This window comes from Streptomyces sp. NPDC002463, from assembly GCF_042889835.1.
In the GTDB taxonomy this organism is placed as follows: domain Bacteria; phylum Actinomycetota; class Actinomycetes; order Streptomycetales; family Streptomycetaceae; genus Streptomyces; species Streptomyces nymphaeiformis.
The window spans coordinates 67,933-92,878 of the sequence record NZ_JBIARL010000005.1; the positions used below are offsets into that span (position 1 = coordinate 67,933).

Here is a 24,946-nt window from a genome sequence, read left to right on the forward strand (position 1 = left end):
CTCGGGAGCCCACGGCCCCCGGGGCGTCACCGCTCTCAGCCCTCGTACCGCTCCCGCAGCCGAGCCTTGGCCTCCGGGCCCGCCGCCACCGCGTCCAGGGCGAGCAGCCCGGCGCCGAGGACCGGCGGCGCCGTCACGAAACCGATCACGGCCTTCGGCGCCCGCTCCGCGAGGAGTTCACGGATCCGCTCCTCCAGCTGCGGATGGCGGGCGGCGAGCACGCTGCCGCCCAGCATCACCGGCGCCTGCTCGCGGTGCAGCCCGAGCCGGCGCAGCGCGACCGCCGACATGGCGACGACCTCCTCGGCCAGCCGGTGCACCAGCGAGAGCGCCACCGGATCGCCCCCGGCCGCGACCGCGAACAGCACCGGCGTCAGCTCGTGCCGCTGCGCCGTCGTGACCCGGCCCAGGTGCAGCGCCTCGATCAGCGCGTACATCGACTCCAGGCCGAAGTGCGCGGGCAGCGCGTCGGCGAGGGCGGTGGGCAGGCCCCGCCCGTCCTCGGCGCGCGCCGCGAACCACAGGGCCTCGTCGGCGAGTCCGCCGCCCCCGCCCCAGTCCCCGGAGATCTTCCCGATCGCCGGGAAGCGCGCGGTCCGCCCGTCCGGCGTCATCCCGACGCAGTTGATCCCCGCCCCGCACACCACGGCCACGCCCCGCGGCTCGTCGAGCCCGGCCCGCAGGATCGCGAAGGTGTCGTTGTGCACCCGCACGTCACGGCTCAACGCCCGGCCGAGCAGCTCGGTCTGGAGCGCGACCTCCTCGACGGGCAGGTCGGCATTGGCGAGACAGGCCGTGACATGCGCGAACGTCGGGGGGAGTCCGGCACCGCCGGCCTCTTCCCACGCCCTCCCGACGATCTCCACGAGCCCGTCGACCGCCGTCCCCACCCCCACCACGGGCGGCTGGAAACCGCCGCCGCGCGCCGCCCCCAGGACCGTCCCGCCCCGCGAGACCACCGCGACGTCCGTCTTGCTGTTCCCCGCGTCGATCGCGAGGAGCACCCCGTTCAACCCCCCGTTCACACCCACGCGAGGTGCTCCCGGTTGTGCGCGATCAGCCGGTCGGTGAGCCCGTCGGCGTACGCGTACTGCCCGACCAGCGGGTGCGCGAGCAGTGCCTTGAAGACCCGGTCCCGGCCGCCGCGCAGCGCCGCCTCCAGGGCCAGCTCCTCGTACGCGGTGACGTTCGCGACCAGACCGGCGTACAGCGGGTCCACCGGCGCGACCGGCAGCGGCGTGGCGCCGTGCGCGCCGACCACCGCCTGCGTCTCGATGACGGCGTCGTCCGGCAGGAACGGCAGCGTGCCGTTGTTGTACGTGTTCACCACCTGGTACGGCGATCCACCCCCGCCGAGCAGGGAAGCCGCCAGGTCAACGGCCGCCTCCGAGTAGAAGGCGCCGCCGCGCTTGGCGAGCAGGGCCGGCTTCTCGTCGAGCGCCGGGTCCCCGTACATCTCCAGGAGCTCCCGCTCCATCGCGGCGACCTCGGCGGCCCGCGAGGGCTTCGTGCCGAGCTCCCGCACCACCTCGTCGTGCGCGTAGAAGTACCGCAGGTAGTACGAGGGGACGACGCCGAGCCGGTCCAGGACCGGGCGCGGCAGTCGGAGGTCGTCGGCGATCGCGTCGCCGTGCTCGGCGAGCAGCCGGGGCAGCACGTTCTCGCCCTCGGGCCCCCCGAGGCGTACCGAGCGCTCCCAGGTCAGGTGGTTGAGCCCGACGTGGTCGAGGTGGACCTCGGACGGGGCCACGCCGAGGAGCTTGGCGAACTTCCGCTGGAAGCCGATGGCCACGTTGCACAGGCCGACGGCCTTGTGCCCGGCCTGGAGCAGCGCGCGCGTCACGATGCCGACGGGGTTGGTGAAGTCGATGATCCAGGCGTCCGGGTTGGTGCGGCGGACCCGCTCGGCGATGTCGAGCACCACCGGTACCGTGCGCAGCGCCTTCGCGAGACCGCCGGCACCCGTCGTCTCCTGGCCGACGCAGCCGCACTCCAGAGGCCAGGTCTCGTCCTGCTCGCGGGCGGCCTGTCCGCCGACCCGCAGCTGGAGCAGGACGGCGTCGGCGCCCTCGACCCCGGCGTCGAGGTCGCTCGTGGTGACGACCTTCCCGTCGTGGCCCTGCTTGGCGAAGATCCGCCGGGCCAGGCCGCCGACGAGCTCCAGGCGCTCGGCGGCCGGGTCGACGAGGACGAGTTCGGTGATGGGCAGGGTGTCGCGCAGCCGCGCGAATCCGTCGATCAGTTCGGGGGTGTAGGTGGACCCGCCCCCCACGACAGCGAGCTTCATGTGATGACTCAGCCCTTCACTCCGGTCAGTGTGACTCCCTCGACGAACGCCTTCTGCGCGAAGAAGAACACGAGGATCACGGGGGCCATGACCAGGACGGTCGCGGCCATGGTCAGATTCCAGTCGGTGTGGTGCGCGCCCTTGAAGGACTCCAGGCCGTAACTGAGCGTCCAGGCGGCCGCGTTCTCGGAGGCGTAGATCTGCGGCCCGAAGTAGTCGTTCCAGCAGTAGAAGAACTGGAAGAGGGCGACGGCGGCGATGCCGGGCTTCGCCATCGGGAGCACGACCCGTACCAGGGTGCGGAATTCGCCGCACCCGTCGATCCGCGCCGCCTCGACGTACTCGTTCGGGATCGTCAGGAGGAACTGGCGCAGCAGGAAGATGGCGAAGGCGTCGCCGAAGGCCATCGGGATGATCAGCGGCCACAGCGTGCCGGAGAGGTCCATCTGCTTCGCCCAGAACAGGTACATGGGGATGATCACGACCTGCGGCGGAAGCATCATCATCGCGATGACCAGCAGCAGCGACAGATGGCGGCCGCGGAAGCGGAACTTCGCGAGCGCGTACGCCACGGGGATCGAGGACACCACCACGAGGACGGTGCCGAGCCCCGCGTACAGCAGGGAGTTCTTCCACCAGGTCAGGAAGCCCTCCGTCTGGAAGACCCGGACGTAGTTGTCCCAGTGCCAGGAGTTCGGCGTCAGGTCCCGGGTGAGCGCCTGATCGTCGCTCATCAGGGAGGTCAGGAAGACGAAGACGAACGGGAGGACGAAGAACAGGGCGGCGGCGATGCCGAGCGCGTGCACGGCGATCCAGTGCAGCAGGGCCTTGCGGCGGGCCTGCTTCTCGGCGGGGCTCGCCTCGGCCCTCACGGGGGAGGCGGCGGCGGTTGCGGTCGTCATGGTTCAGTCACCCGAGCCGATCAGGCCGCCGCGCCGTCGCATGAGGAGCGCGGTGAAGGCCATGGAGAAGGCGAAGAGCACGAGCGCCACCACGCAGGCCGCGCCGTAGTTGAACTGGTTGAAGCCGAGGCTGTAGATCAGCTGCGGGAGCGTCAGCGTGGAGTCGTCCGGATAGCCGGGCTGGAAGGGGGCGCCGGAGCCGCCCATCACCCCCGAGGCGACCTTGGAGGCCACGATCGGCTGGGTGTAGTACTGCATCGCGCCGATGATCCCGGTCACGACCGCGAAGAGCACGATCGGCGAGATGTTCGGCAGGGTGATGTACCGGAAGCGCTGCCAGCGGGACGCGCCGTCCAGCTCGGCGGCCTCGTACTGCTCCTTCGGTACGTCGAGCAGCGCGGCCATGAAGATGACCATGAGGTCGCCGACGCCCCACACGGCGAGGACCGTGAGGGCCGGCTTGGCCCAGTCCGCGTCGTTGAACCAGGAGGGGGCGGGGATGCCGAGCCCCTCCAGGAACGAGTTGACCGGTCCGGTGCCGGGGTTGAGCAGGAAGACGAAGGCGAGCGTGGCGGCCACCGGCGGGGCCAGGTACGGCAGGTAGAACAGGGTGCGGTAGATCCCGGCACCCCTCTTGATCTTGGTGATCAGCATGCCGACGCCGAGGCCGAAGACGACCCGGCAGGTCACCATGACGACCGCCAGCCAGAGCGTGTTCTGCATCGCCGGCCAGAACTTCGGCATGTCGGAGAAGACGTACGTCCAGTTCTCCAGGCCCCGCCACGTCGGCGCGTTGAGGCCGTCGTAGCGCATGAACGAGAAGTACAGCGTGGAGACCAGCGGATAGGCGAAGAAGAAGCCGAAGCCGATCAGCCAGGGCGACATGAACAGCGCGGTGCGCAGCGCGTTGCGCCGGTGCTTCGAACGGAGCGTGTACGTGGTCATGGCGGACTACTTCGCCGCGGCGATGTCGCGGTCGATCTGGGCCGCGGCGTCGGCGAGGCCCTTCTTGAGGTCGGTGACCTTGCCGCTCTCGTACTTGTGGGCGAGGTCGGACAGGGTCTCCTGGTAGGCGGGGCCGTTCACGGCGCCGTCCATGGTGGTGGACTGCGGGTGCCGGGCGATGTCCAGGAAGGTCTTGAAGCGGGCGTCGAACTTCAGGTTCGGGGACTTCAGCGCCTCGAAGGTGGAGGGCACGTTCCCGATGGCGTTGGCGAAGCCCACCACGGCGTCCGTGTCCGTGGTCATGTACTTGACCAGCTCCCAGGCGGCGTTCTGCTTCCTGCTCTGCGGCGCGATGCCCATGATCGTGCCGGAGAGGTAGCCCTTGCCGTACTCGGCGATCTCGTCGTCCGCGACCGGCAGCGGCGCGACGCCGACGTCGAAGCGGACCCCGGCCTGCTTGATGAAGTTCAGCCGCCACTCGCCGTCCAGCTGCATGGCGACCTGTCCGGTCTGGAAGGGGTGCTTGGTGCCCCACTCGTCACCGAAGGTCGTGCGGTACTTGTCGAGCTTCTGGAAGCCGCCGAGGGAGTCCACGAGGGACTTCTGGTACGTCATCATCTCGGCGAAGGCCGGGTCCTTGGCGACGTTCGACTTGCCGTCCTTGTCGAAGTAGGTGTGGTCCCACTGCGACATGTAGTGCTCGACGACGGTCTCGTAGCCGAGGTAGTTCGGCATGAAGCCGAGCTGCTCGTACGAGTCGCCCTTGGGCTTCGTCAGCGCCTTGGCGACCATGGCGAACTCGGACCAGGTCTTCGGCGGGGCCTCGGGGTCGAGGCCGGCCTTCCTGAAGGCGTCCTTGTTGTAGTAGAGCCCGTACGCGTCGGAGAGCAGCGGCAGGGAGCAGCGCCTGCCCTCGAACCGGGTGTACTCCTGGAGGACCTTCGGGAAGGTCTTGTCCAGGTCGAGCTTCGACTTCTCTATGAAGGGCTGGAGGTCGGCGAGCGCGCCCGAGGAGCAGAACTTGCCGACGTTCGAGGTGGTGAACGAGGAGACGACGTCCGGCCCGTTCGAGCCGCCCGCGCGCAGTGCCTGGCCGAGCTTCTCGTCGTTGATGTCGCCGACGACCTTCACCTTGATGTTCGGGTGGGCCTTCTCGAAGCGGGCGACGTTGTCCTCGATCGCCTTGACCTCGGCGGGCGCCGACCAGCCGTGCCAGAAGGTGATGGTGGTCTCGGCCTTCGGGTCGTCGGTGGCCGCGTTGTTCGCGGAGCCGGTACAGGCGGAGGCGAAGAGGGCGATCGAGGCGGTTGCGGCGAGCGCGGCGGCGGTGCGGCGGGGACGTACGGGCATGACGGAGTCTCCCTGTGGGGGCGGGTTTTCGGGCCTGACGGGGCTTGGACGGTCAGCGCGAGGTGTCGAAGACCTCGTCGCGGGTGGTGGCGAGGGCGCTTTCGAGGGCCCCGCGCAGCACGGGGCTCCGGCGCACGGCGGACAGGACGAGCCGGGGCCGGGACGGGGCGAGGTCGGCGAGTTCGGACTGCACGCGCGCGCGGAGGGGCTCGCCGCCGGTGACGAGGGCGTCTCCGGACAGCACGATCAGCTCGGGGTCGAGGACGGTGACGAGGGCGGCGAGGCCGGTGGCGAGGCGCTCGGCGTAGCGGTCGAGCAGCTCCGCGTACCGGGGGTCGTCCTCATGGGTCTCGGCGGCGCGGGAGAGGAGACCGCTCACCACCGGCACGTAGGGGTGGTCGGGGGTGTCGATCCCGGCCTCGCGGGCGATCCGGGGCACGGCCTGGATGCCCGCGAGCTCCTGGAAGCCGCCGGAGTTGGCCTTGGTGACCTGTCGGACGAGGGGGGTGCCGGGCACGGGCAGGAAGCCGAGCTCGCCGGCGCCGCCGGTGAAGCCGCGGTGCAGCCGGCCGCCGAGGACGAGGGCGCCGCCGAGGCCGCCCTCGTTCCACAGCAGGACGAAGTCGTCGTGGCCCCGGGCCGCGCCCAGGCGCCGCTCGGCGAGGGCGACGAGGTTGACGTCGTTCTCGTACTCGAACGGCATGGGCAGGGCGGCGGCCAGCTCCTCCAGGAGGGTGGGGGAGTGCCAGCCGGGCAGGTGGGAGGCGTACCGCAGCCGCCCGGTGGCCGGGTCGAAGGCGCCGGGGGTGCCGATGACGAGGCGCCGCACGTCCTCGCGGGTGATCCCGGCCGCCGCGACGGCCCCGTCGAGGGCCTCGGTGACCTGGCGGACGACACCGGAGGCGGAGCGGCCGGGGGTGCGGAGCTCGTACTCGCCGGCGATCTCGCCCGTGATGTCGGCGACGGCGGCGTGGATGCGGTGCTGGTCGACGTCGAGCCCGGCGGCGTACGCGGCCCGCGCGTTCACCGCGTACAGCTGCGCGTTCGGCCCGGGCCGGCCCTCGGTGGTCCCGGTGGCGACGACGAGCCCGGCCGCTTCGAGCCGGGCGAGCAGCTGCGAGGCGGTCGGCTTGGACAGCCCGGTGAGCTTCCCGATCCGGGTCCGCGAGAGGGGCCCGTGCTCAAGCAGCAGGTCGAGCGCGGCACGATCGTTCATGGCCCGCAGAACACGCGGCGTGCCGGGGGTTCCCGGGGTTGCACCGGCCATGGAACTCGCACCTGCCCTCGTACGATGGAACACACTGTTAGGAAAGTTTCCTATCTGGTTGGGAGGAAGGTAAGGCGGCCGTCACGGAGGCGTCAATACCCGGGAACGCGACACGCCCCCGAAGGCGACGAAAGCGTTACCTGCGGGGGCGTGCGGCCCCGGAAGGGGCTGGAGGGCTACTTCGAGAGGTCCGGCTTGGGGAGCGGGGTCGCCGCTGCCGACTGGGGGGAGGTCGACGAGGCGAAGACCGACGGGGCCGCCATGCCGGCCGTCGGGTCGGCCGGCTTCTCCTCGGCCTGGGGCGGGATCCCGCCCACGATCCGGATGCCGGCCTCGTCCAGGCCCCGCTTGATGCGCCAGCGCAGCTCGCGCTCCACGCCCAGCTTCTTGCCCGGCATCGTCTTCGCCGAGACCCGGATCGTCATCGAGTCGAGCAGCACCTCGCTCAGACCCAGCACCTCCACCGGACCCCACAGGCGCTCGTCCCAGGGCTCCTCCTTCGCCATGGAGTCCGCCGCCGCGGTGATCACGGCCTTCACCTCGTCCAGGTCCTCCGTCGGCCGGACGGTCACGTCCACGCCCGCCGTCGCCCAGCCCTGGCTGAGGTTCCCTATCCGCTTGATCTCGCCGTTGCGCACGTACCAGATCTCGCCGTCCACCCCGCGCAGCTTCGTCACCCGCAGGCCCACCTCGACGACCTCGCCGGAGGCCACGCCCGCGTCGATCGAGTCCCCGACGCCGTACTGGTCCTCCAGGATCATGAAGACACCGGACAGGAAGTCCGTCACCAGGTTCCGCGCGCCGAAACCGATCGCGACACCCGCCACACCGGCCGAGGCGAGCAGCGGCGCCAGGTCGATCTTGAACGCGCCGAGGATCATCAGCGCGGCCGTGCCCAGGATCAGGAACGACGCCACCGAGCGGAGCACCGACCCGATCGCCTCCGAGCGCTGCCGCCGCCGCTCGGTGTTGACGAGGAGACCGCCGAGCGTCGTCCCCTCCACCGCCTGCGCCGAGCGGTTCATCCGCTCGATCAGCTTCGTCAGCGCTCGCCGCACGGCCATCCGGAGCAGCAGCGCGACCACCAGGATCAGCACGATCCGCAGGCCCGTGTTCAGCCAGGTGGACCAGTTCTCCTCCACCCAGCTCGCCGCGCTCGTGGCCCTCTCCGCGGCCTCGTCCAGGGTCACCGGCATGGGTTCGGGTTCGGTGGCAGCCGCCAGGGCGGACCAGGACACGGGACAACCTCCAGGCATCGCGTACGCAGGCCATCCACAGTAACGGGGCGTCGGATGTGCTCCCGTAGCCCTGTTCGAGGGAGAGACGGACCTCACCTGGGCACATACCGGGGAGAGATGCCGATGTGGTCGAGAACACCCCGGTGCCGCCACCCCGATCCCGGTACGTGGTGGCGCCGCGACCAGGCATGAGGAGAGACTGAGAGCAGTTCGTCCCGGCGCGAGCCACGCGCCGCCGGCGTCATAGGAGGCATCCGTGCCGCATGTCCTGGTCCTCAACGCGTCGTACGAGCCGCTCGGCGTCGTACCGCTCCGCCGCGCACTCGTCCTCGTACTGGAGAACAAGGCCCTCTGTCTCGAGGAGTCCGGCGCCTTCCTGCACAGCGAGACCCAAGTCCTCCCCGCCCCCAGTGTGGTGCGACTGAAGCGCTTCGTGCGGGTCCCCTACCGGGGGCCCGTTCCCTTGACCCGCAGAGCGCTCTTCGCGCGCGACGGCGGGCGCTGCGCGTACTGCGGGGCCGTCGCGACCAGCGTCGACCACGTCATCCCGCGCAGCCGCGGGGGCACGCACGCCTGGGAGAACGTGGTGGCGGCCTGCCGCCGCTGCAACCACGTCAAGGCCGACAAGCACCTGCGGGAGATCGGCTGGCGGCTGCGCCACCAACCCGCCCCGCCGACCGGCCTGGCCTGGCGGATCATCGGGACCGGACACCGGGACCCCCGCTGGCTGCCGTACCTGGAACCGTACGGCGCCGTGGACGTGATGGCCCGGATCGACTCCGTCGCAGAGACCCCCGTGAGGGCACTGACGACGGGTTGAGCCGGGCCTTTCGCGTACGCGGGGGCCGCGGCGGGGAGCGGGACGCCTCTCAGGGGGCGTCCCGCTCCTCCGGCATGTCCTCCTGCTTCCCTTCCGGAGGGGCCACCGCGTACGTCTCCACCGACCAGAGCGAGTAACCGAAGCGCGTCGCCCGCGTCTCCCCCTGGACCCGCAGGAAGCGGGTGTCCGCCGCGTCCATCCGGACCGACTCCCGGCCGCCCCTGCCGTCCGCGACCGTCGCCGCCGTCCGCCACACCCTTCCGTCGGCCGAGACCTGGACCCGGTAGCGCGAGGCGTACGCGTCCTGCCAGTGCAGCACCACCTGCCCTATCCGGGCCGGCTCGGGCAGCTCGAGCTGCCACCAGGCGCCGTCCTCCGCGGGCGAGGACCAGCGGGTCGCCGGGTCGCCGTCCACCGCCGACGAGGCCGGGAAGTCCGGGGTCTCGTCGCCCGAGGAGGAGGCCGTCGCCGCCCGCGCGAGGTCCGGGCCCGCCGTCCGGGGGAAGGCCCGGACCGTCAGGACCCGTTCCTCGCCCGCGAACGACACCGGCACCCGGTACGAGCCCGCCGGCACGCCCGCGGCCACCGACACCTCCAGGGGGACGGTCGTCCGCGCGCCGCGCTCCACCGCCGCCTGCTCCGGCAGCCGCACCGCGATCCCCTTCGGGGCCTTCGCCGTCAGCGCCCCGCGCACCTCGCCCGCGCGCCGGCCCGTCAGCTCCACGTCCACCCGCTGCGCCGGGCCGCCGATCTCCGCGTCCGTCTCGGTGCGGGCGAGCGCGAGACCGGCCCGCGGCCCGTCCGCGAACCACGGGACCAGCGAACGCACCTCGGGCGCGGGCCCGTCGCCGCTCCACACGACCCGCAGCGCGTCCGCCCGCAGCCCCTTCAGCTCCGTCTGCGTCCACCCGGACGCCGACAGCGGGCCGAGCGGCCGCCAGCCCTCACCGGGGACGTAGGCCTCCACGCGCGCGTCGCCGGCCCCGTCCGGCTCGGTCATCACCGTCAGCGCCTCCACGGGCCGCGCCCGGTCGAGCCGCACGGTGTACGAACCGGGGGCGCGGTCGGCCCGCGCCGGCGGGGTGCGGTCGGCGCCGGTCCAGGCCGCCGACTCGGCCACCGCGCGCGTGAGGAACGGATCGAGGACCCCCGAGCCGACCGTCACACGGGCCGCCTTCAGTTCCTTCCGCTGCCCCTCCAGGTCCAGCTGCGCCCGCCAGGCCGCCGCGCCGTCGCGCCGCGCCTGGGCGAGGAGCATGTCGACGGCCGTCTCGCCCGCCCGGCCGTACCGGGAGAGCTGCTCCAGCCAGGGTCCCGTCTCGTCGTCGAGGGTGCCGCCGGCCGTGGCCGTGAGCCGCTCGGGTGCCCGGCGCATCACCGTGAACGCCGCCCGCAGTTCGCGCGCCGCCTCGTCCCGAGCGGCCGTGCCGGCCGGTCCGGTGCCCGTGCGGGACGCCCAGAACGCCGCCAGGAGCGGCTTCAGATAGGCCGATTCGCCCGCCGGGTCGAGGATCGACGAGGAGCCGTTCCCGGCGAGTGCGCGCAGCGCCTCGCGGGCGGCCGGGTCCGGGCCGGCGAGGTCGTCGACGGCCGCCCGCCAGGACTCCCGGGGCTGGTAGCCCCTGGGGTTCCAGGCGTAGTCGGCGGTGGTGAAGAGCGGGACGCGGGAGGCGGCGGGCTGCTCCATGGCGTGCGCGAGGAAGGCGGCGGAACCGGCGGCCACGGCCGGCTCCCGGCCCGTGGCGGGGCCGAGGAACAGCCGGTCCTGCGCGTAGTCGTTGACGGGGTAGTTGTCCATGGTGACCAACGGATGGCCGCCCAGGGCCCGGCGTGCGCCCGAGAGTTCGCCGCCGGTGATCGTGCGCGGGACGACGCCGACACCCGTCCACGCCACCCGCACCTCCGGGTCGAGCTCCGCGGCGAGCTTCGAGCGGTACGCGGTCGCGCCGTCCTGGTAGTACTCCGTCGGCATCACCGTCAGCGGCTCGGCGTCCGGATGCTCCTCGGCCAGTCGGCGGGCGACGGCGTTCGCCACGCGCGCGTGGGCGCCGGCAGCGGCCTCGGGACCGCTCCCGAACGTGTCCGCGTCCTTGTCGCAGTGCCACTCGTCGTAGGAGGCGTCCTGGAACTGGAGCTGGAAGGAGCGCACCCCGAGCTCCCACATCGCGTCCAGCTTCCGCGTCAGCGCCGCCACGTCGCCGGACGAGGCCAGGCACATGGACTGGGCGGGCGCCACGGCCCAGCCGAGCGTCACGTGGTTCGCGCGGGCCCGCTCGGCGAGCGCCCGGAACTCCTGCTGCTGCGCGGCCGGGTAGGGCTCGCGCCACTGCGCCTGGCGGTACGGGTCGTCCCCGGGCGCGTACAGATAGCGGTTCTGCTTGGTCCGGCCCAGGAAGTCCAGCTGGGCGAGCCGCTGTTCCGGGGTCCAGGGGCGGCCGTAGAAGCCCTCGGTGATGCCGCGCTCGGCAGTGCCGGGCCAGTCGCGGACGACGACGCCGGGGACCTCCCCGCCCGCGCCGAGGAGCTGACGCAGCGTCTGGACCGCGTGGAACAGACCGTCCTCGCCGACCCCGTCCAGGACGACGGTGTCCCGCCCCTGGAAGCGGCCCGTCGCGAGCCGGTAGCCGCCGCGCGGCAGATCGAGCCGCTCGGGGACGCGCAGGGCGGCGAGGGCCTGCTCGGCGGCCTCGCCGGAGGGACCGGCGGCCCGCAGGACCGGGCCCCGGCCCGGCAGGGCGGTGTGGACGGTCCGTACCCCGGCGGCCCGGAGGAGCTCGCGCAGGGCGGCGAGGGCGTACGGATCGGCGTCGGCGTCCGCGAGCAGCGTCACCTCGCCCCCGAGGCGTACGGAGGACCCGGCGGCCGTCAGGGACTGCGGCCGGGGCCAGACGGCGGGCACGCGCGCGGTGGAGGCGTCCGCACGGGAGGCGGCCGGGGTCGCGGGAGTCGCCGGAGCAGTGGGGCCGGCCGGGGTCGCGGGGCCGGCCGGGGTCGCGGGGCCGGCCGGGGTCGCGGGGCCGGCCGGGGTCGCGGGGCCGGCGGGAGCGCTCGGTGCCGCGGGTGTTCTCGGGGCCACGGGCGCCTTCGGGAACGCCTGTGCCGAGCCCGGGGCCGCGCCGCCGAGGAGGCCGCCGATGACGGCGGCGGCGACGGCCGTCGCGGTGCGCTTCCTGCGCCCGAGGTGCACGGGGCGTCTCCCTTCGGCAGGTCCCGGCGGCTCTGCCGGATGGTCACGACTGGGTCACGAGCCCACCACCCGTCGCACGGAGGTGTCAACGTGCGTGGCCGATGTGTCGCCTTTGCCCGGCGAGCCGTCGGCGAGGTGACGTCACTTCGCCGCGTTCCGCCGGTAAAACGAGGTGCGCTGGGTAGGGCTCTGTCGTTACTCAGACCGAACCAGTCGAGTCGAACCGGTCGAATCAGACCTGTCGAGTCGAACCAGTCGAGACGAATCGGGAGACCCCCGTGACCACGACCGCCCATCACCTCGGACGGATACGCGTTCCCCAGCAGTCGGCGCCGGCCGGCGAGCCGCTGACCAGCGAGCCGCCCCTGCCCGACGCGTCACCCCTCACCAGCGAGCCGCCGCTGGCCGTGGCGGCCCCCCTGACCAGCGAACCCACCGCCCCCGGCAGCGCGGGCGGCCCGGAGTCCCCCGGAGTGTGAAGTGACCCTGGCCCGTCTCGCCGCCCGTCACGGCGTCGCCACCGTCCACAGCCCGTCAGAAGGCGTCACGGTGCCCGTGCCGGACGCCACCGTGGTGGCCGTCCTCGCCGCCCTGGGCGTCGACGCGGCCACCCCCGAGGCGGTCGCCGCCGCCCTCGACGCGGCCGAACGGGCCGACCGGGAGCGCCTGCTGCCGCCGACCCTGGTCCTGCGGCACGGCGAGGAGCTCCGCCCGCCGGAGGACCTGCCGCCCGGCACCCGGCTGCGGGTCACCACCGAGGACGGCGGCGTCGTCACCGGCCCGGACTGGTCCGGGCTGCCGCTCGGCGTCCACGCGGTCGAGGCGCAGGCCCCCGACGGGCGCACGGCCACCGGCACCCTGATCGTGAGCCCCGCGCGCGTGCCCGGCCCAGGGCGGCGTTCGTACGGACTCCTCGTCCAGCTGTACTCGCTGCTCTCCACCCGCTCCTGGGGCATGGGCGACCTCGGCGACCTGCGGGAACTCGTCGGCTGGGCGGGCCGGACGCACGGCGCCGGGTTCGTCCAGGTCAACCCGCTCCACGCGGGCGTGCCCGGGGCGCCGAGCGACCCCTCCCCCTACCGGCCGTCCTCCCGTCGCTTCCCGGACCCCGTCCACCTGCGGATCGAGGAGATCCCCGAGTACGCCCTGGTGGGGCCCGAGCGCCGCGAGGAGCTCGACCGGATCCTCGCCGAGGCGGCCGAACTGCGCGAACGGGTCCTCGGCAAGGGCGCCCTGATCGACCGGGACGCCGTCTGGGAGCTCAAGCGGCGGGCCCTGGAGCTCGTGCTCGCCGCCGTGGAGCCCGGTCCCGGCCGCCGCGCCGACTTCCACGACTTCCTCGCCGAACGCGGCCGCGCCCTGGAGGACCACGCCACCTACCAGGCCCTCGCCGAGCGGCACGGCCCGCACTGGCGGACCTGGCCGGAGGAGCTCCGCACGCCGCGCGCCGCCGAGACCGCCGTGCGTGCCGACCCCGCCCTGGCCGCCCGGGTCGACTTCCACTGCCGGCTCGCCTGGCTGACGGACCGGCAGCTCGCCGACGCCGCCGCGGCCGCCCGCGAGGCCGGCATGGAGGTCGGGATCGTCCACGACCTGGCGGTGGGCGTCCACCCCGAGGGCTCGGACGCCTGGGCCCAGCAGGAGGCCTTCGCGGCCGGCATGTCGGTCGGCGCCCCGCCCGACGCCTTCAACGCCCGGGGTCAGGACTGGGGCCTGCCGCCCTGGCGGCCCGACGCCCTCGCCGCCGCCGGGTACGCCCCGTACCGCGGACTCCTGCGCGAACTCCTGCGCCACGCGGGCGCGCTGCGCATCGACCACGTGATGGGCCTGTTCCGGCTGTGGTGGGTGCCCGAGGGGCGCGAGCCCACCGAGGGCACGTACGTCCGGTACGACGCCGAGGCGATGCTCGCGGTCCTCGTCCTGGAGGCGCACCGCGCCGGCGCCCTCGTCATCGGCGAGGACCTCGGGACGGTCGAGCCGGGCGTACGGGAGGAGCTGGCCCGGCGCGGGGTGTTCGGGACCTCCGTGCTCTGGTTCGAACGGGACTGGGAGGGCACCGGCCGGCCGCTGCCGGCGGGGGAGTGGCGCGCGGAGTGCGTCGCCACCGCCACCACCCACGACCTGCCGTCCACCGCCGCCCGGCTCTCCGGCGAGCACGTCACCCTGCGGCACCGGCTCGGGCTGCTCGGCGGCGACCTGGAGCGCGAGCGGGCGGCGGACGCGGCGGAGACCGCCGAGTGGCTGGACGTGTTCGAGCGGAAGGGGCTGCTCCCGGAGGGTCCGGGGAACGAGGAGGCCGAGATCAGGGCCGTCCACCGGTTCCTGCTCGCGACCCCGGCCCGGATGGTCGGCGCCTGGCTGCCGGACACGGTGGGGGACCGCAGACCGCAGAACCTGCCGGGCACCTGGGACCAGTACCCCAACTGGCGGCTGCCGCTCGCGGGTCCGGACGGCCAGCCGCTCACCCTGGAGGACCTCGCCGCCTCGCCCCGGGCACACGCCCTGCTGACCGGGCTGAAGGCGGTTGCGGAAGCCTCCGACGCCCATACGGCACCCCCGGGCGCGCGGCCCGTTTAGGTGTTCGCTACTTTTGGCCCGTGGACAAGAAGAACGCTCTGCGCGCCGGCTCGCTCGCGGCCGGTACGACGCTGATGATGCTGCTCATGTCGTCCCCCGCGCTCGCGCTCACCCGCGACGACGGCGACGACCCGGCCCCCAAGCTGAGTGTCGTCGAGACCCTCGGCCTGTACGTGGCGCTGCCCATCGTGCTGTTCCTGGTGATCGCCGGTCTGGTGATGGTGCTCGACAAGTCCAAGAAGAAGGCGTAACCGCCTCACAGGCGTCACCGCCGCACAGGCGTCACAGCCTCATGGGCTCGACCGCCTCATAGGTCTCCGCCGAGGGCGCCGCACGGTACGAGGTACCGCGCGGCGCCCTCGCATGCGTCGAGGCACTTCACACGGTCGTCGCGAGCAGCTTGCGCAGCAGCCCCGTCAGCTGGTCCGCCTCCTCCGGGGTGAGCGCGGACTCCAGGGCCGCCCGCTGCTCCCCGAGGCCGGCGCCGACGGCCTGGTCCACCAGTTCCCTGCCGCGCTCGCTGAGGGTGACCCGCAGCCCGCGCCGGTCGTTCGGGTCGGGGCTGCGGGTGAGCAGCCCGGCCTTCTCCAGCTTGTCCAGACGGCCCGTCATGCCACCGGTGGTGATCATCAGGGTGGCGGTCAGCTCGCGCGGCGAGAGCGTGTACGGCTCCCCGGACCTGCGCAGCGTCGCGAGCACGTCGAACTCCCCGAGCGCCATGCCGTAGGGCGCGTACGCCTTGTCCACCTTGCCGCGCATGGCGTTGGCCAGGCGGTAGATCCGTCCGAAGACCGCCATGGGGACGGTGTCCAGGTCGGGGCGGACGGCCGCCCACTGGTCGGTGATGGCGTCGACGGCGTCGTGGCCGGGGGTCTGCGTCTTCATGTCCTCAGTGTTCCCTTCTCCGCTCCTCGATCGCAAGAAAGTCACTTACGAGAAAGCCTCTTGCGAGAAAGTAGCTTAGTGGTAAGTTACTCACCACGAAGCCAGTCCGGTGCTCGCCGGTCCGGCACTCCACAGCAGGGGGAACCGTCATGTCCCGCAAGGCCGCAACCGTCGCACTCACCGCGATCGCCCCGATCTCCTGGGGCTCCACCTACTACGTCACCACCGAGTTCCTGCCGCCCGACCGGCCGCTGCTCACCGGCCTCCTGCGCGCCCTGCCCGCCGGCCTCGCGCTCCTCGCCCTCACCCGCAAGCTCCCGCAGGGCGCCTGGTGGTGGAAGTCCGCGGTCCTCGGGGCACTCAACATCGGCGCCTTCTTCCCGCTGCTCTTCCTCGCCGCCTACCGGCTGCCCGGCGGAGTCGCCGCGGTCGTCGGCTCCGTCGGCCCGCTCTTCGTCGTCGGCCTCGCGGCCCTCTTTCTCGGCGAGAAGCCCACGGTGAAGTCCCTGCTCACCGCCGTCACCGCCGCCTTCGGCGTCAGCCTCGTGGTCCTCAAGGCCGGAGCCGCCTTCGACCTGGTCGGCGTGGGCGCCGGACTGCTCTCCTCGCTCTCGATGTCCGCCGGCATCGTCTTCACCAAGCGCTGGGGCCGCCCCGAGGGCGTCGGCGCCCTCGCGCTCACCGGCTGGCAGCTCACCGCGGGCGGCCTGGTCATCCTGCCCATCGCCTTCCTGATCGAGGGCGCCCCGCCGGCCCTGACCGGCACCAACCTGGCCGGCTACGCCTACCTCGCCTTCGGCAACACCGCGATCTCGTACTTCCTCTGGTTCCGCGGCATCGAGCGGCTCAGCGCTTCCTCGGCCACCCTGCTCGGCCCGCTCTCCCCGATCACCGCGGCCGTCATCGGCTGGGCGGCCCTCGGCCAGGCCCTCGGCCCGGTGCAGGTCCTCGGCATGCTGATCGCCTTCGGCGCCACCCTGGCCGGCCAGCTGAGCCCCCGTACCCCCGCCAAGCCCTCCGAGGTCGAATCGTTCAGCCCTGCTGAAAAGAACGGTCAGGAAGTTTCGATGGACCTGGAGGTTTCGGCGGTGCGACGGTAAGGGGCATGAGCCTGGACACCGCACGCAACCCGACCGCCACCGCCACCGACAGCACCGCCACCGCAGTCACCGAGAGGCCGGCACCCGCCAAGGGCGCCGGCCTCGGCGTGCTCCTCGCCCTCCTCGCCACCGTCGTCTGGTCCGGCAGCTTCGTCGTCGCCCGCGCCCTCCACGACACCGTCCCCCCGGTCCAGGCCGCCTTCTGGCGCTGGATCGTCGCCCTCGCCGCCGTCGCCCCGCTCGCCGCCCGCGAGACCTGGCGGCAGCGGCACCTGATCCGCCGCCACCTCCGCTTCCTCACCCTCGCCTCGCTGCTCGGCATCACCGTCTACAACACCCTGGTCAACCAGGCCGGGACCGCCACCTCCGCCGGCAACATGGGCATGATCATGGCCGCCTCCCCGGTCCTCATGGCCCTCTTCGCGCGCCTCGGCGGCAACCGCCTCGGCCCGCGCCGCACCACCGGCATGCTCATCGCCTGCGCCGGCGTCCTGCTCCTCGTCAGCAAGGGCTCGCTCGCCCCCGACTTCGCCACCGGCGACCTCTGGGTCATGGCCGCGGCCGTCTGCTTCGCCTCCTACAGCGCCCTCCTCAAGCGCCGCCCCGCCGAACTCGGCGGCCTCGCCTTCCTCTTCACCACCTTCGCGCTCGGCGCGCTCATGCTCCTCCCGGCGTACGGGATCAGCCTCGCCGTCCAGGGCGGCTTCGAGCCCACCACCGGCACCGTCGGACCCCTCGTCTACGTCGGCGTGCTCTCCTCCGCCGTCGCCTTCTTCGCCTGGAACAAGGCCGTCACCCTGATCGGCGCCGCCCGCGCCGGGATCGTCTACTACCTCCAGCCCGTCTGCGTCGCCCTCCTCTCGTACGCCCTCCTCGGCGAACGACTCGGCCTCCTCGGCGGCGCCAGCATGGTCCTCATCCTCGGCGGGGTCGCCATGAGCTCCGCCCCCTAGCTCTCGGCTTCGCTCGGGCAGGGGGGGACCCCCGGCCAGGCGAGGCCCGGTGGAACGAGGCCCGATATGTTGCGCCCCATGACCGAGTGGGACATCAAGAAGCTCCAGATCCTCCGCACCCTCCGCGACCGCGGCACCGTCACCGCGACCGCGGAGGCGCTGCTCATGACCCCCTCGGCCGTCTCCCAGCAGCTCACCAACCTCGCCAGACAGCTCGGGGTGCGGCTCCTGGAGGCCCAGGGCCGCCGGGTCCGCCTCACCGACGCCGCCCATCTGGTGCTGCGCCACGCCGAATTCGTCTTCGCCCAGCTGGAGCGCGCCGACGCCGAACTCGACGGCTACCTGCGGGGCGAGGCCGGCCAGGTGCGGGTCGCGGCCTTCTCGACGTCCGTGCCCGCGCTCCTCGTCCCCGCCGTACGCCAGCTCCGCACCGCCCACCCCGGGCTCGACGTCCGCATCCGGGAGGCCGAGGCGGCGGAGGCGTACGAGCTGCTCACCGCCGGCGAGGTCGACCTCGCGCTCTCGCTCGCCGCGCACGCGCCGTCCGCGCGCGACCCCAAGTACAGCCGGCTGCCGCTGCTCGCCGACCCCCTCGACGTCGCCCTGCCCGCCGGGCACCCGCTCGCCGACGCGCCCGGCCTGCGGCTCGCCGACCTCGCCGCCGAGCCGTGGATCTTCGGCGGCTCGGGACCCTGGTCCGAGATCACCACCGCCGCCTGCGAGGCCGCCGGCTTCGTGCCCGAGCAGGCCCACAGCGCCTCCGGCTGGACTGCGATCCTCGCCATGGTCGAGGCCGGTCTCGGGATCGCGCTCGTGCCCCGGATGGCCTCCGCGGACCGCCGGGGCGGGACCGGGGTCGTCATGCGCGTCCTCTCCGCCGACCAGCCGCGCCGCCATGTCGTCGCGGCGGTACGCAGCGGGGCGGAGGAGGGCCCGGCGGTGGCGCGGGTCCTCACCGCGCTCCGGCAGGCGGCGGCGGCCCGCGAGACCGTCCAGCAGAACTGACCCCGCGATCGTCCAGCAGGGCCGCCCCTGCAATCTTTCAGCAGAACTGAACAGCATCGTCGAAAACATTCGATGGACCGGTCGGGTCCCCGAGGCGCACAGTCGAGGCATGACCTTCGAGACGAGCCAGGACCAGGACCCGCACGCCAACGACGCCGCCCCCTACTCCGGCGGGGACCCGTACGCCGACTACCGCGCCGGTGACTTCCCCTTCACCGAGCTCGTCGACCTCGCCGACCGCCGCCTCGGCGCCGGCGTCGTGGCCGCCAACGACGAGTTCTTCGCCGAGCGGGAGAACCTCCTCGTCCGCGAGCGCGCCGTCTTCGACCCGGAGCACTTCGGTCACAAGGGCAAGATCATGGACGGCTGGGAGACCCGCCGCCGCCGCGGCGCCGACGCCGAGAACGTCTTCCCCGCCCCCGAGGACCACGACTGGGCGATCGTCCGCCTCGGCGCCCCCGGCGTGATCCGCGGCATCGTCGTCGACACCGCCCACTTCCGCGGCAACTACCCGCAGAAGGTCAGCATCCAGGCCACCGCCGTCGAGGGTTCGCCCAGCCCCGCCGAGCTGCTCGACGCGAAGTGGGAGGAGCTCGTCCCGCCGACCCCCGTCCGCGGCCACGCCGCCAACGGCTTCGAGATCACCGCCGAGCGCCGCTTCACCCACGTACGCCTCTGCCAGCACCCCGACGGCGGCGTCGCCCGGCTCCGCGTCCACGGCGAGGTCGTGCCCGACCCCGAGTGGCTGGAGCTCCTCGGCACCCTCGACCTGATCGCCGTGCTCAACGGCGGCTCGTACGAGGACGCCTCGGACAAGTTCTACTCCTCGCCGACGCAGATCATCCTGCCCGGCACCTCCCGCAAGATGGACGACGGCTGGGAGAACCGCCGCCGCCGGGTCCGTGACACCAACGACTGGGTGCGCTTCAAGCTCGTCGCCCAGGGCGTCGTCCGCGCCGTCGAGATCGACACCGCCTACCTCAAGGGCAACTCCGCCGGCTGGATCGCGCTCCAGGGTCGCAACGGCGGGCCCGAAGAAAGCGCAGAGTGGTTCGAGATCATCCCGCGCACCCGCCTCCAGCCCGACACCCTGCACCGCTTCAAGCTGCCCGCGCAGGCCGTCGTCACCCACGTCCGGCTCGACGCCTTCCCCGACGGCGGCGTCGCCCGCATGCGGCTCCACGGCGCGCTGACGGAGCAGGGCGCGGCCGACCTCCGCGCCCGGTACGCGGCGCTCGGCGGATAGGGGAAACGCTTCCGCCCGGCGGCGCGGCCGCGCGCCGACGCCCGCCCGCCGGGCGGACTCCAAGCACCGCCTCCGGGCGGACTCCAAGCACGGCGAAGGGGCGCCCCCGTGGGGGAGGGCGCCCCTTCTCCGTTCAACCGGTCACCACCGGGTACTACTTGGCGGCGGCCGCGTCCGCCGCCTGCGCCTTCAGGGCGCGCTCGACGCCCGCGCGGGACTCCGTCACCAGACGCCGCAGCGCCGGGACCGGGTCGTTCTCGGCGATCCACGCGTCCGTCGCGTCCAGCGTCTCCTGCGAGACCTGGAGCGTCGGGTAGAGGCCGACCACGATCTGCTGGATCATCTCGTGGCTGCGGGTCTCCGAGACCTGCTTGATCGACGCGAAGTACTTCGCGGTGTACGGGGCGAGCAGCTCGCGCTGGTCGGCCTGGACGAAGCCGCCGATCACGGCCTCCTGCACGGCGTTCGCCAGCTTGTCGTCCTCGACGACCGAGGCCCAGGCCTCCGCCTTCGCCGCCTCCGTCGGACGGGCCGCGCGCGCGGTCGCCGCGTGCCGCTCGCCCGCCGCCGTACGGTCGCGCTCCAGCTCGGCGGCGATCTCCGCCTCGTCGAAGCGGCCGGTGGCCGCGAGGCGCTGCACGAACGCCCAGCGCAGCTCGGTGTCGACGGCGAGGCCCTCGACGACCACGGAGCCGTCGAGCAGCCCCGCGAGCACGTCGAGCTCCGCGTCCTCGCGGGCGGTCGCCGCGAAGGCCCGCGCCCACGCCAGCTGGTGGTCGCTGCCGCCCTCGGCGGCGCGCAGCTGCTCCTGGGCGAAGGCGCCCCAGCGCGCGAGGCCCGTCGCGCGCCACTCCGGCGCCGCGTACAGGTCGAGCGCGGCCTTCACCTGACCCTGGAGGGACTGCACCACGCCGATGTCGGACTCCTTGGCGATGCCCGAGAGCACCAGGTCCAGGTAGTCGCGGGTGGCCAGCTCGCCGTCGCGGGTCATGTCCCAGGCCGAGGCCCAGCACAGGGCGCGCGGCAGGGACTCGGCGAAGTCGCCGAGGTGCGCGGTGACGTTCGCCAGGGACACCGCGTCGAGGCGGACCTTGGCGTACGACAGGTCGTCGTCGTTGAGGAGGACGACCGCCGGGCGGGCCTTGCCGACGAGCTGCGGGACGGCCGTCAGCTCGGCGGCCTCGATGTCCAGCTCCAGGCGGTCGGTGCGGACCAGCTTGCCGGCCTCGTCGAGGTCGTAGAAGCCGATCGCGATGCGGTGCGGGCGCAGCACGGCCTCGCCCTTGGCGCCGGCGGGCAGCGCCGGGGCCTCCTGGCGGACGGCGAAGGCGGTGATGGAGCCGTTCTCGTCGGTCTCGATCTCCGGGCGGAGGATGTTGATGCCGGCCGTCTCCAGCCACGCCTTCGACCAGGTCTTCAGGTCACGCCCGGAGGTCTCCTCCAGCGCGCCGAGGAGGTCGGACAGGCGGGTGTTCCCGAAGGCGTGCGCCTGGAAGTAGGCCTGGACGCCCTTGAAGAACTCGTCCTCGCCGACGTACGCCACGAGCTGCTTCAGGACCGAGGCGCCCTTGGCGTACGTGATGCCGTCGAAGTTGACGAGCACGTCCTCCAGGTCGTTGATGTCGGCCATGATCGGGTGCGTCGACGGCAGCTGGTCCTGGCGGTAGGCCCAGGTCTTCTCCGCGTTCGCGAAGGTGGTCCAGGCGTTCGGCCAGCGGGTGCCCGGCACCGAGGCCTGGCAGGCGACCGACGTGAACGTGGCGAACGACTCGTTCAGCCACAGGTCGTTCCACCACTCCATGGTGACGAGGTCGCCGAACCACATGTGGGCGAGCTCGTGCAGGATGGTCTCGGCGCGCCGCTCGTACGCCGCGTCCGTCACCTTCGAGCGGAAGACGTACTGGTCGCGGATGGTGACCGCGCCCGCGTTCTCCATCGCGCCCGCGTTGAACTCTGGTACGAACAGCTGGTCGTACTTGGCGAACGGGTAGTCGTACGCGAACTTCTCCTGGAACCAGTCGAAGCCCTGGCGGGTCACGTCGAAGATGTGGTCCGCGTCGAGGAACTCGGCGAGCGACGGACGGCAGTAGATGCCCAGCGGGACGACCTGCCCGTCCTTCTCGTACGTCGAGTGCACCGAGTGGTACGGGCCGACGATGAGGGCCGTGATGTACGTGGAGATGCGCGGGGTCGGCTCGAAGACCCACACGTCGTTCTCGGGCTTCGGCGTCGGCGAGTTCGAGATCACGGACCAGCCGCTCGGCGCCTTCACCGTGAACTGGAAGGTCGCCTTGAGGTCGGGCTGCTCGAAGGAGGCGAACACGCGGCGCGCGTCCGGCACCTCGAACTGGGTGTAGAGGTAGGCCTGGTCGTCGACCGGGTCGACGAAGCGGTGCAGGCCCTCACCGGTGTTGGTGTACGCGCAGTCGGCGACGACCTTCAGATCGTTGCGGCCAAGGGCGAGGCCGTCGAGCGCGATCCGCGAGTCGCGGAAGGCGGCGGCGACGTCGAGCGCGCGGCCGTTGAGCACGACCTCGTGGACGGCGGGGGCGACGAGGTCGATGAAGGTCTCGGCGCCGTCCTCGGCGGAATCGAAGCGGACGGTGGTGACGGACCGGTAGGTGCCGCCCTCCTGCGCACCGGTGAGGTCGAGTTCGACCTCGTACGCGTCCACGGTCAGCAGCGCCGCCCGCTGCTGAGCCTCTTCACGGGTCAGGTTTGTGCCAGGCACCCGGTCAACTCCTCGGTTTCGTGACGTTTGGGCCATCCTTCCACGGCCCGCCTCAGCGGCGCACGGAACATCTCCACGGCCCGTCACCACTGATCCGCAGCAGCCCGGGACCCGGCACCGGGGCGCTCGCCCGGACCTCGCCGATCTCGTTGACCAGCAGGTCCTGCTCCTCGTCGTCGTAGAGCGGGTCGACCGGCGGGGTGTGCTGGTGGACGGTGAAGTTGGACTCGCCGTGGTGCGCGAAGTCGAGCACCCCGGCCGGCCCCTCGTAGATCACCAGATCGTGGGCGAGGCCCTCGACGTGGTTGTCGAAACGGCGCGCGTGGGACAGCGGCAGCACCCGCAGCGTCCAGGGCGTGTCGGCCTCCACCCGCAGGGACAGCGGGCGGGCGCGCGGGACGAGCGCGACGGTACGCGCGCGTACGTCGTCCTCGTACGCCGTGAGCAGGAAGTCCTCGGCCCGCCCGTACGCGTCGCAGGACTCGATCGTGGTGGACAGCGAGTGGTACGACTCGATCTCCAGGAGCACCCAGTGCCCCGCCGGAAGCCCCGGGTCGCAGTGCACGGTCTCCTTGCCGCGCCCCTGGTACACGCGGGGCCGGAACTCCCCGCCGTACGGATCGGCCACCGGCACGGGCGGGGCGGCGGGAGCCGGGGGCGGGGGCGGCGGGACGTAGCCGGGGCCCGGGATCGGCGGCGGCGGGTACTCCACCACGATGCCGAAGTCCGTCGCGAGCCCGGCGAGCCCCGAGGCGTATCCCCGGCCGACCGCGAGGAACCGCCAGCCGCCGCCCTGCCGGTAGAACTCGCCGAAGACGAAGGCGGTCTCCGTCGTCGCGTCCCCGATCGCGCAGTACGCCACGGGGGCGCCGTCCCCGTCCGTGACCCGCACGTCGAGCCCCGGCACCTGCCCGAAGGCGCCCCCGTCGGCGGAGGCGGCGATCACGAGGCGCCTCACATCGGGCTCCACGCGCGCGAGGTCCAGCCACAGCCAGTCCGCGGCCGGGCTGCCGGGCGCGCCCGGGGCCGACCTCCCCAGGTGCCGGACGGCCCCCGAGGGATGCTCGGCGTGGTTGTAGAAGACCAGATCGGCGTCGCCCCGCACCCGGTCCCCGGTCCCGAGGAGCAGCGCGGAGACGTCCACGTCGGGCACCCCGGGGCCGGTGCGCCAGCTGACCGCGAGATGGAGAGCCTGCGGGGGCACCGGGACGTCGGCCCCTCTGGATATCTGGGTCATGGGGGAACTCTGGCACGCGCGGACACGCCGGAGGGGCGGCTCCCCGCAAAGGGAAGCCGCCCCTCCGAGGGGTCGTGCGGGTCAGCCCTTGAGCTCGGCCGCGACGAGCTCCGCGATCTGCACGGCGTTCAGCGCCGCGCCCTTGCGCAGGTTGTCGTTGGAGAGGAACAGCGCGAGGCCGTTCTCGACGGTCTCGTCCACGCGGATGCGGCCCACGTACGAGGCGTCCTTGCCGGCCGCCTGGAGCGGGGTCGGGATCTCGGAGAGCTCGACGCCCTCGGCGTCCTTGAGCAGCTCGTAGGCGCGCTCGACGCTGATCGGACGCTCGAAGCGGGCGTTGACCTGGAGCGAGTGGCCGGAGAAGACCGGGACGCGCACACAGGTGCCGGAGACCTTGAGCTCCGGGATCTCCAGGATCTTGCGGGACTCGTTGCGGAGCTTCTGCTCCTCGTCGGTCTCGTGCGTGCCGTCGTCGACGAGGTTGCCGGCCAGCGGGATCACGTTGAAGGCGATGTTGCGGCGGTAGACGCCGGGCTCCGGGAAGGCCACGGCCTCGCCGTCGTGGGCCAGCTCGGTGGCGCGGTCGGCGACGGCCTTGACCTGGCCGTCCAGCTCCGCGACACCGGCCACGCCCGAGCCGGAGACGGCCTGGTAGGTGGTGGCGATCAGCGCGGTGAGGCCGGCCTCCTGGTGGAGCGGCTTGAGGACCGGCATGGCGGCCATCGTGGTGCAGTTCGGGTTGGCGATGATGCCCTTGGGGCGGTCCTTGACCGCGTGCGGGTTGACCTCGGAGACCACCAGCGGGACCTCGGGGTCGCGGCGCCAGGCGGAGGAGTTGTCGATCACGACGGCGCCCTGCGAGGCGACCTTCTCGGCGAGGGCCTTGGAGGTGGCGCCACCGGCGGAGAAGAGCACGATGTCGAGGCCGGTGTAGTCGGCGGTGGAGGCGTCCTCGATGGTCACGCCGTCGACGACCTTGCCGGCGGAGCGGGCGGACGCGAAGAGCCGCAGCTCGTCGACCGGGAAGTTCCGCTCGGCGAGGATCTTCCGCATGACTGTGCCGACCTGACCGGTGGCTCCGACGATTCCGACCTTCACGGGGACTCCTCCGTACGCGTGTGCAGGGTGCTGCCGGTCCATGATGCGTATGTCCCCGCCCGCCTTGTCCAATCCATTGTCCAAGGGGCGGACGAGTCGCGGACGGCGATCTTCCAGA

At 72.8% G+C, this 24,946-nt stretch carries 20 protein-coding genes; 8 read left to right on the forward strand and 12 right to left on the reverse strand.

All coding sequences use genetic code 11. From position 1 onward, the window contains the following. Positions 1-35 precede the first annotated feature (35 nt). The 7 genes from ACFYX3_RS12495 to ACFYX3_RS12525 all read right to left on the reverse strand — a co-directional run bounded on the left by ACFYX3_RS12495 (position 36) and on the right by ACFYX3_RS12525 (position 7,989). A complete protein-coding gene (locus ACFYX3_RS12495) occupies positions 36-1,031 on the reverse strand; it encodes an N-acetylglucosamine kinase (protein WP_389011738.1) in 996 nt (331 codons plus the stop codon). Continuing rightward, positions 1,022-2,287, reverse strand: coding sequence for a 6-phospho-beta-glucosidase (locus ACFYX3_RS12500; RefSeq protein ID WP_376590321.1), 1,266 nt, complete (start codon positions 2,285-2,287; stop codon positions 1,022-1,024). Before ACFYX3_RS12500 ends, ACFYX3_RS12495 begins: the two co-directional genes overlap by 10 nt. 8 nt (positions 2,288-2,295) lie before the next feature. Continuing rightward, entirely contained in the window at positions 2,296-3,189 is an 894-nt protein-coding gene (locus ACFYX3_RS12505) for a carbohydrate ABC transporter permease (RefSeq protein ID WP_389011742.1), read from the reverse strand. A 3-nt stretch (positions 3,190-3,192) separates the two neighbouring features. Continuing rightward, positions 3,193-4,134, reverse strand: coding sequence for a carbohydrate ABC transporter permease (locus tag ACFYX3_RS12510; protein ID WP_389011745.1), 942 nt, complete (start codon positions 4,132-4,134; stop codon positions 3,193-3,195). Positions 4,135-4,140: 6 nt separating this feature from the next. After that, complete coding sequence (locus tag ACFYX3_RS12515; RefSeq protein WP_389011748.1) at positions 4,141-5,484, reverse strand: ABC transporter substrate-binding protein; 1,344 nt, start codon at positions 5,482-5,484, stop codon at positions 4,141-4,143. A gap of 52 nt (positions 5,485-5,536) precedes the next feature. Then, entirely contained in the window at positions 5,537-6,751 is a 1,215-nt protein-coding gene (locus ACFYX3_RS12520) for an ROK family protein (RefSeq protein WP_389011751.1), read from the reverse strand. Positions 6,752-6,927: 176 nt separating this feature from the next. Continuing rightward, entirely contained in the window at positions 6,928-7,989 is a 1,062-nt protein-coding gene (locus ACFYX3_RS12525; protein WP_116160973.1) for a mechanosensitive ion channel family protein, read from the reverse strand. A 256-nt stretch (positions 7,990-8,245) separates the two neighbouring features. On the opposite strand from ACFYX3_RS12525, the gene ACFYX3_RS12530 reads away from it, so the two are divergent. Then, entirely contained in the window at positions 8,246-8,809 is a 564-nt protein-coding gene (locus ACFYX3_RS12530) for an HNH endonuclease (protein WP_116160974.1), read from the forward strand. A gap of 49 nt (positions 8,810-8,858) precedes the next feature. On the opposite strand, the gene ACFYX3_RS12535 is transcribed toward ACFYX3_RS12530, so the two are convergent. Then, positions 8,859-11,996: a beta-N-acetylglucosaminidase domain-containing protein gene (locus ACFYX3_RS12535; protein WP_389011756.1), complete on the reverse strand. Its 3,138-nt coding sequence runs from the start codon at positions 11,994-11,996 to the stop codon at positions 8,859-8,861. A 278-nt stretch (positions 11,997-12,274) separates the two neighbouring features. Between ACFYX3_RS12535 and ACFYX3_RS12540 the strand changes: the two genes are divergently transcribed. From ACFYX3_RS12540 to ACFYX3_RS12550, 3 genes are read left to right on the forward strand one after another with little or no spacing between them, the layout of a single operon-like run. Further along, entirely contained in the window at positions 12,275-12,475 is a 201-nt protein-coding gene (locus ACFYX3_RS12540; protein WP_177181742.1) for a hypothetical protein, read from the forward strand. A gap of 1 nt (position 12,476) precedes the next feature. Next, positions 12,477-14,573 carry a 4-alpha-glucanotransferase gene (gene malQ, locus ACFYX3_RS12545; RefSeq protein WP_389011760.1) on the forward strand — a complete coding sequence of 699 codons (2,097 nt, stop codon included), beginning with the start codon at positions 12,477-12,479 and terminating at the stop codon, positions 14,571-14,573. 20 nt (positions 14,574-14,593) lie between these two features. Further along, positions 14,594-14,824: a hypothetical protein gene (locus ACFYX3_RS12550; RefSeq protein WP_382658395.1), complete on the forward strand. Its 231-nt coding sequence runs from the start codon at positions 14,594-14,596 to the stop codon at positions 14,822-14,824. Positions 14,825-14,951: 127 nt separating this feature from the next. On the opposite strand, the gene ACFYX3_RS12555 is transcribed toward ACFYX3_RS12550, so the two are convergent. Further along, a complete protein-coding gene (locus ACFYX3_RS12555; protein WP_382658392.1) occupies positions 14,952-15,458 on the reverse strand; it encodes a MarR family winged helix-turn-helix transcriptional regulator in 507 nt (168 codons plus the stop codon). Between the two features lie 149 nt (positions 15,459-15,607). Here ACFYX3_RS12555 and ACFYX3_RS12560 point away from each other — a divergent pair, with 149 nt between their 5' ends. The 4 genes from ACFYX3_RS12560 (at position 15,608) to alc (ending at position 19,762) form a co-directional block, all read left to right on the forward strand. Next, positions 15,608-16,558 carry an EamA family transporter gene (locus ACFYX3_RS12560; RefSeq protein WP_389011765.1) on the forward strand — a complete coding sequence of 317 codons (951 nt, stop codon included), beginning with the start codon at positions 15,608-15,610 and terminating at the stop codon, positions 16,556-16,558. A 5-nt stretch (positions 16,559-16,563) separates the two neighbouring features. Continuing rightward, the gene (locus ACFYX3_RS12565) at positions 16,564-17,511 is read left to right on the forward strand and encodes a DMT family transporter (RefSeq protein ID WP_389011768.1); all 948 of its coding nucleotides are present in this window, start codon (positions 16,564-16,566) and stop codon (positions 17,509-17,511) included. A gap of 78 nt (positions 17,512-17,589) precedes the next feature. Further along, complete coding sequence (locus tag ACFYX3_RS12570; protein ID WP_389011771.1) at positions 17,590-18,516, forward strand: LysR family transcriptional regulator; 927 nt, start codon at positions 17,590-17,592, stop codon at positions 18,514-18,516. A gap of 109 nt (positions 18,517-18,625) precedes the next feature. Next, positions 18,626-19,762, forward strand: a complete 1,137-nt coding sequence (gene alc / locus ACFYX3_RS12575; protein WP_389011774.1) for an allantoicase — start codon at positions 18,626-18,628, stop codon at positions 19,760-19,762. A gap of 154 nt (positions 19,763-19,916) precedes the next feature. Here alc and pepN read toward each other — a convergent pair whose 3' ends face one another. The 3 genes from pepN to ACFYX3_RS12590 form a co-directional block, all read right to left on the reverse strand. Beyond that, complete coding sequence (gene pepN, locus ACFYX3_RS12580; RefSeq protein WP_389011777.1) at positions 19,917-22,493, reverse strand: aminopeptidase N; 2,577 nt, start codon at positions 22,491-22,493, stop codon at positions 19,917-19,919. Between the two features lie 52 nt (positions 22,494-22,545). Then, the gene (locus ACFYX3_RS12585) at positions 22,546-23,730 is read right to left on the reverse strand and encodes a TerD family protein (protein WP_389011780.1); all 1,185 of its coding nucleotides are present in this window, start codon (positions 23,728-23,730) and stop codon (positions 22,546-22,548) included. 81 nt (positions 23,731-23,811) lie between these two features. Next, positions 23,812-24,828 carry an aspartate-semialdehyde dehydrogenase gene (locus ACFYX3_RS12590; protein WP_376590291.1) on the reverse strand — a complete coding sequence of 339 codons (1,017 nt, stop codon included), beginning with the start codon at positions 24,826-24,828 and terminating at the stop codon, positions 23,812-23,814. Positions 24,829-24,946: the final 118 nt, after the last annotated feature.

Excerpts from the sequence above, each read along its gene's own strand:
- ACFYX3_RS12510 (WP_389011745.1), bottom strand. The coding sequence starts at position 4,134 with ATGACCACGTACACGCTCCGTTCGAAGCACCGGCGCAACGCGCTGCGC.
- ACFYX3_RS12505 (WP_389011742.1), bottom strand. The coding sequence starts at position 3,189 with ATGACGACCGCAACCGCCGCCGCCTCCCCCGTGAGGGCCGAGGCGAGC.
- ACFYX3_RS12570 (WP_389011771.1), top strand. The coding sequence starts at position 17,590 with ATGACCGAGTGGGACATCAAGAAGCTCCAGATCCTCCGCACCCTCCGC.
- ACFYX3_RS12560 (WP_389011765.1), top strand. The coding sequence starts at position 15,608 with ATGTCCCGCAAGGCCGCAACCGTCGCACTCACCGCGATCGCCCCGATC.
- ACFYX3_RS12555 (WP_382658392.1), bottom strand. The coding sequence starts at position 15,458 with ATGAAGACGCAGACCCCCGGCCACGACGCCGTCGACGCCATCACCGAC.
- ACFYX3_RS12515 (WP_389011748.1), bottom strand. The coding sequence starts at position 5,484 with ATGCCCGTACGTCCCCGCCGCACCGCCGCCGCGCTCGCCGCAACCGCC.
- ACFYX3_RS12500 (WP_376590321.1), bottom strand. The coding sequence starts at position 2,287 with ATGAAGCTCGCTGTCGTGGGGGGCGGGTCCACCTACACCCCCGAACTG.
- ACFYX3_RS12520 (WP_389011751.1), bottom strand. The coding sequence starts at position 6,751 with ATGGCCGGTGCAACCCCGGGAACCCCCGGCACGCCGCGTGTTCTGCGG.
- ACFYX3_RS12585 (WP_389011780.1), bottom strand. The coding sequence starts at position 23,730 with ATGACCCAGATATCCAGAGGGGCCGACGTCCCGGTGCCCCCGCAGGCT.
- ACFYX3_RS12565 (WP_389011768.1), top strand. The coding sequence starts at position 16,564 with ATGAGCCTGGACACCGCACGCAACCCGACCGCCACCGCCACCGACAGC.
- alc (WP_389011774.1), top strand. The coding sequence starts at position 18,626 with ATGACCTTCGAGACGAGCCAGGACCAGGACCCGCACGCCAACGACGCC.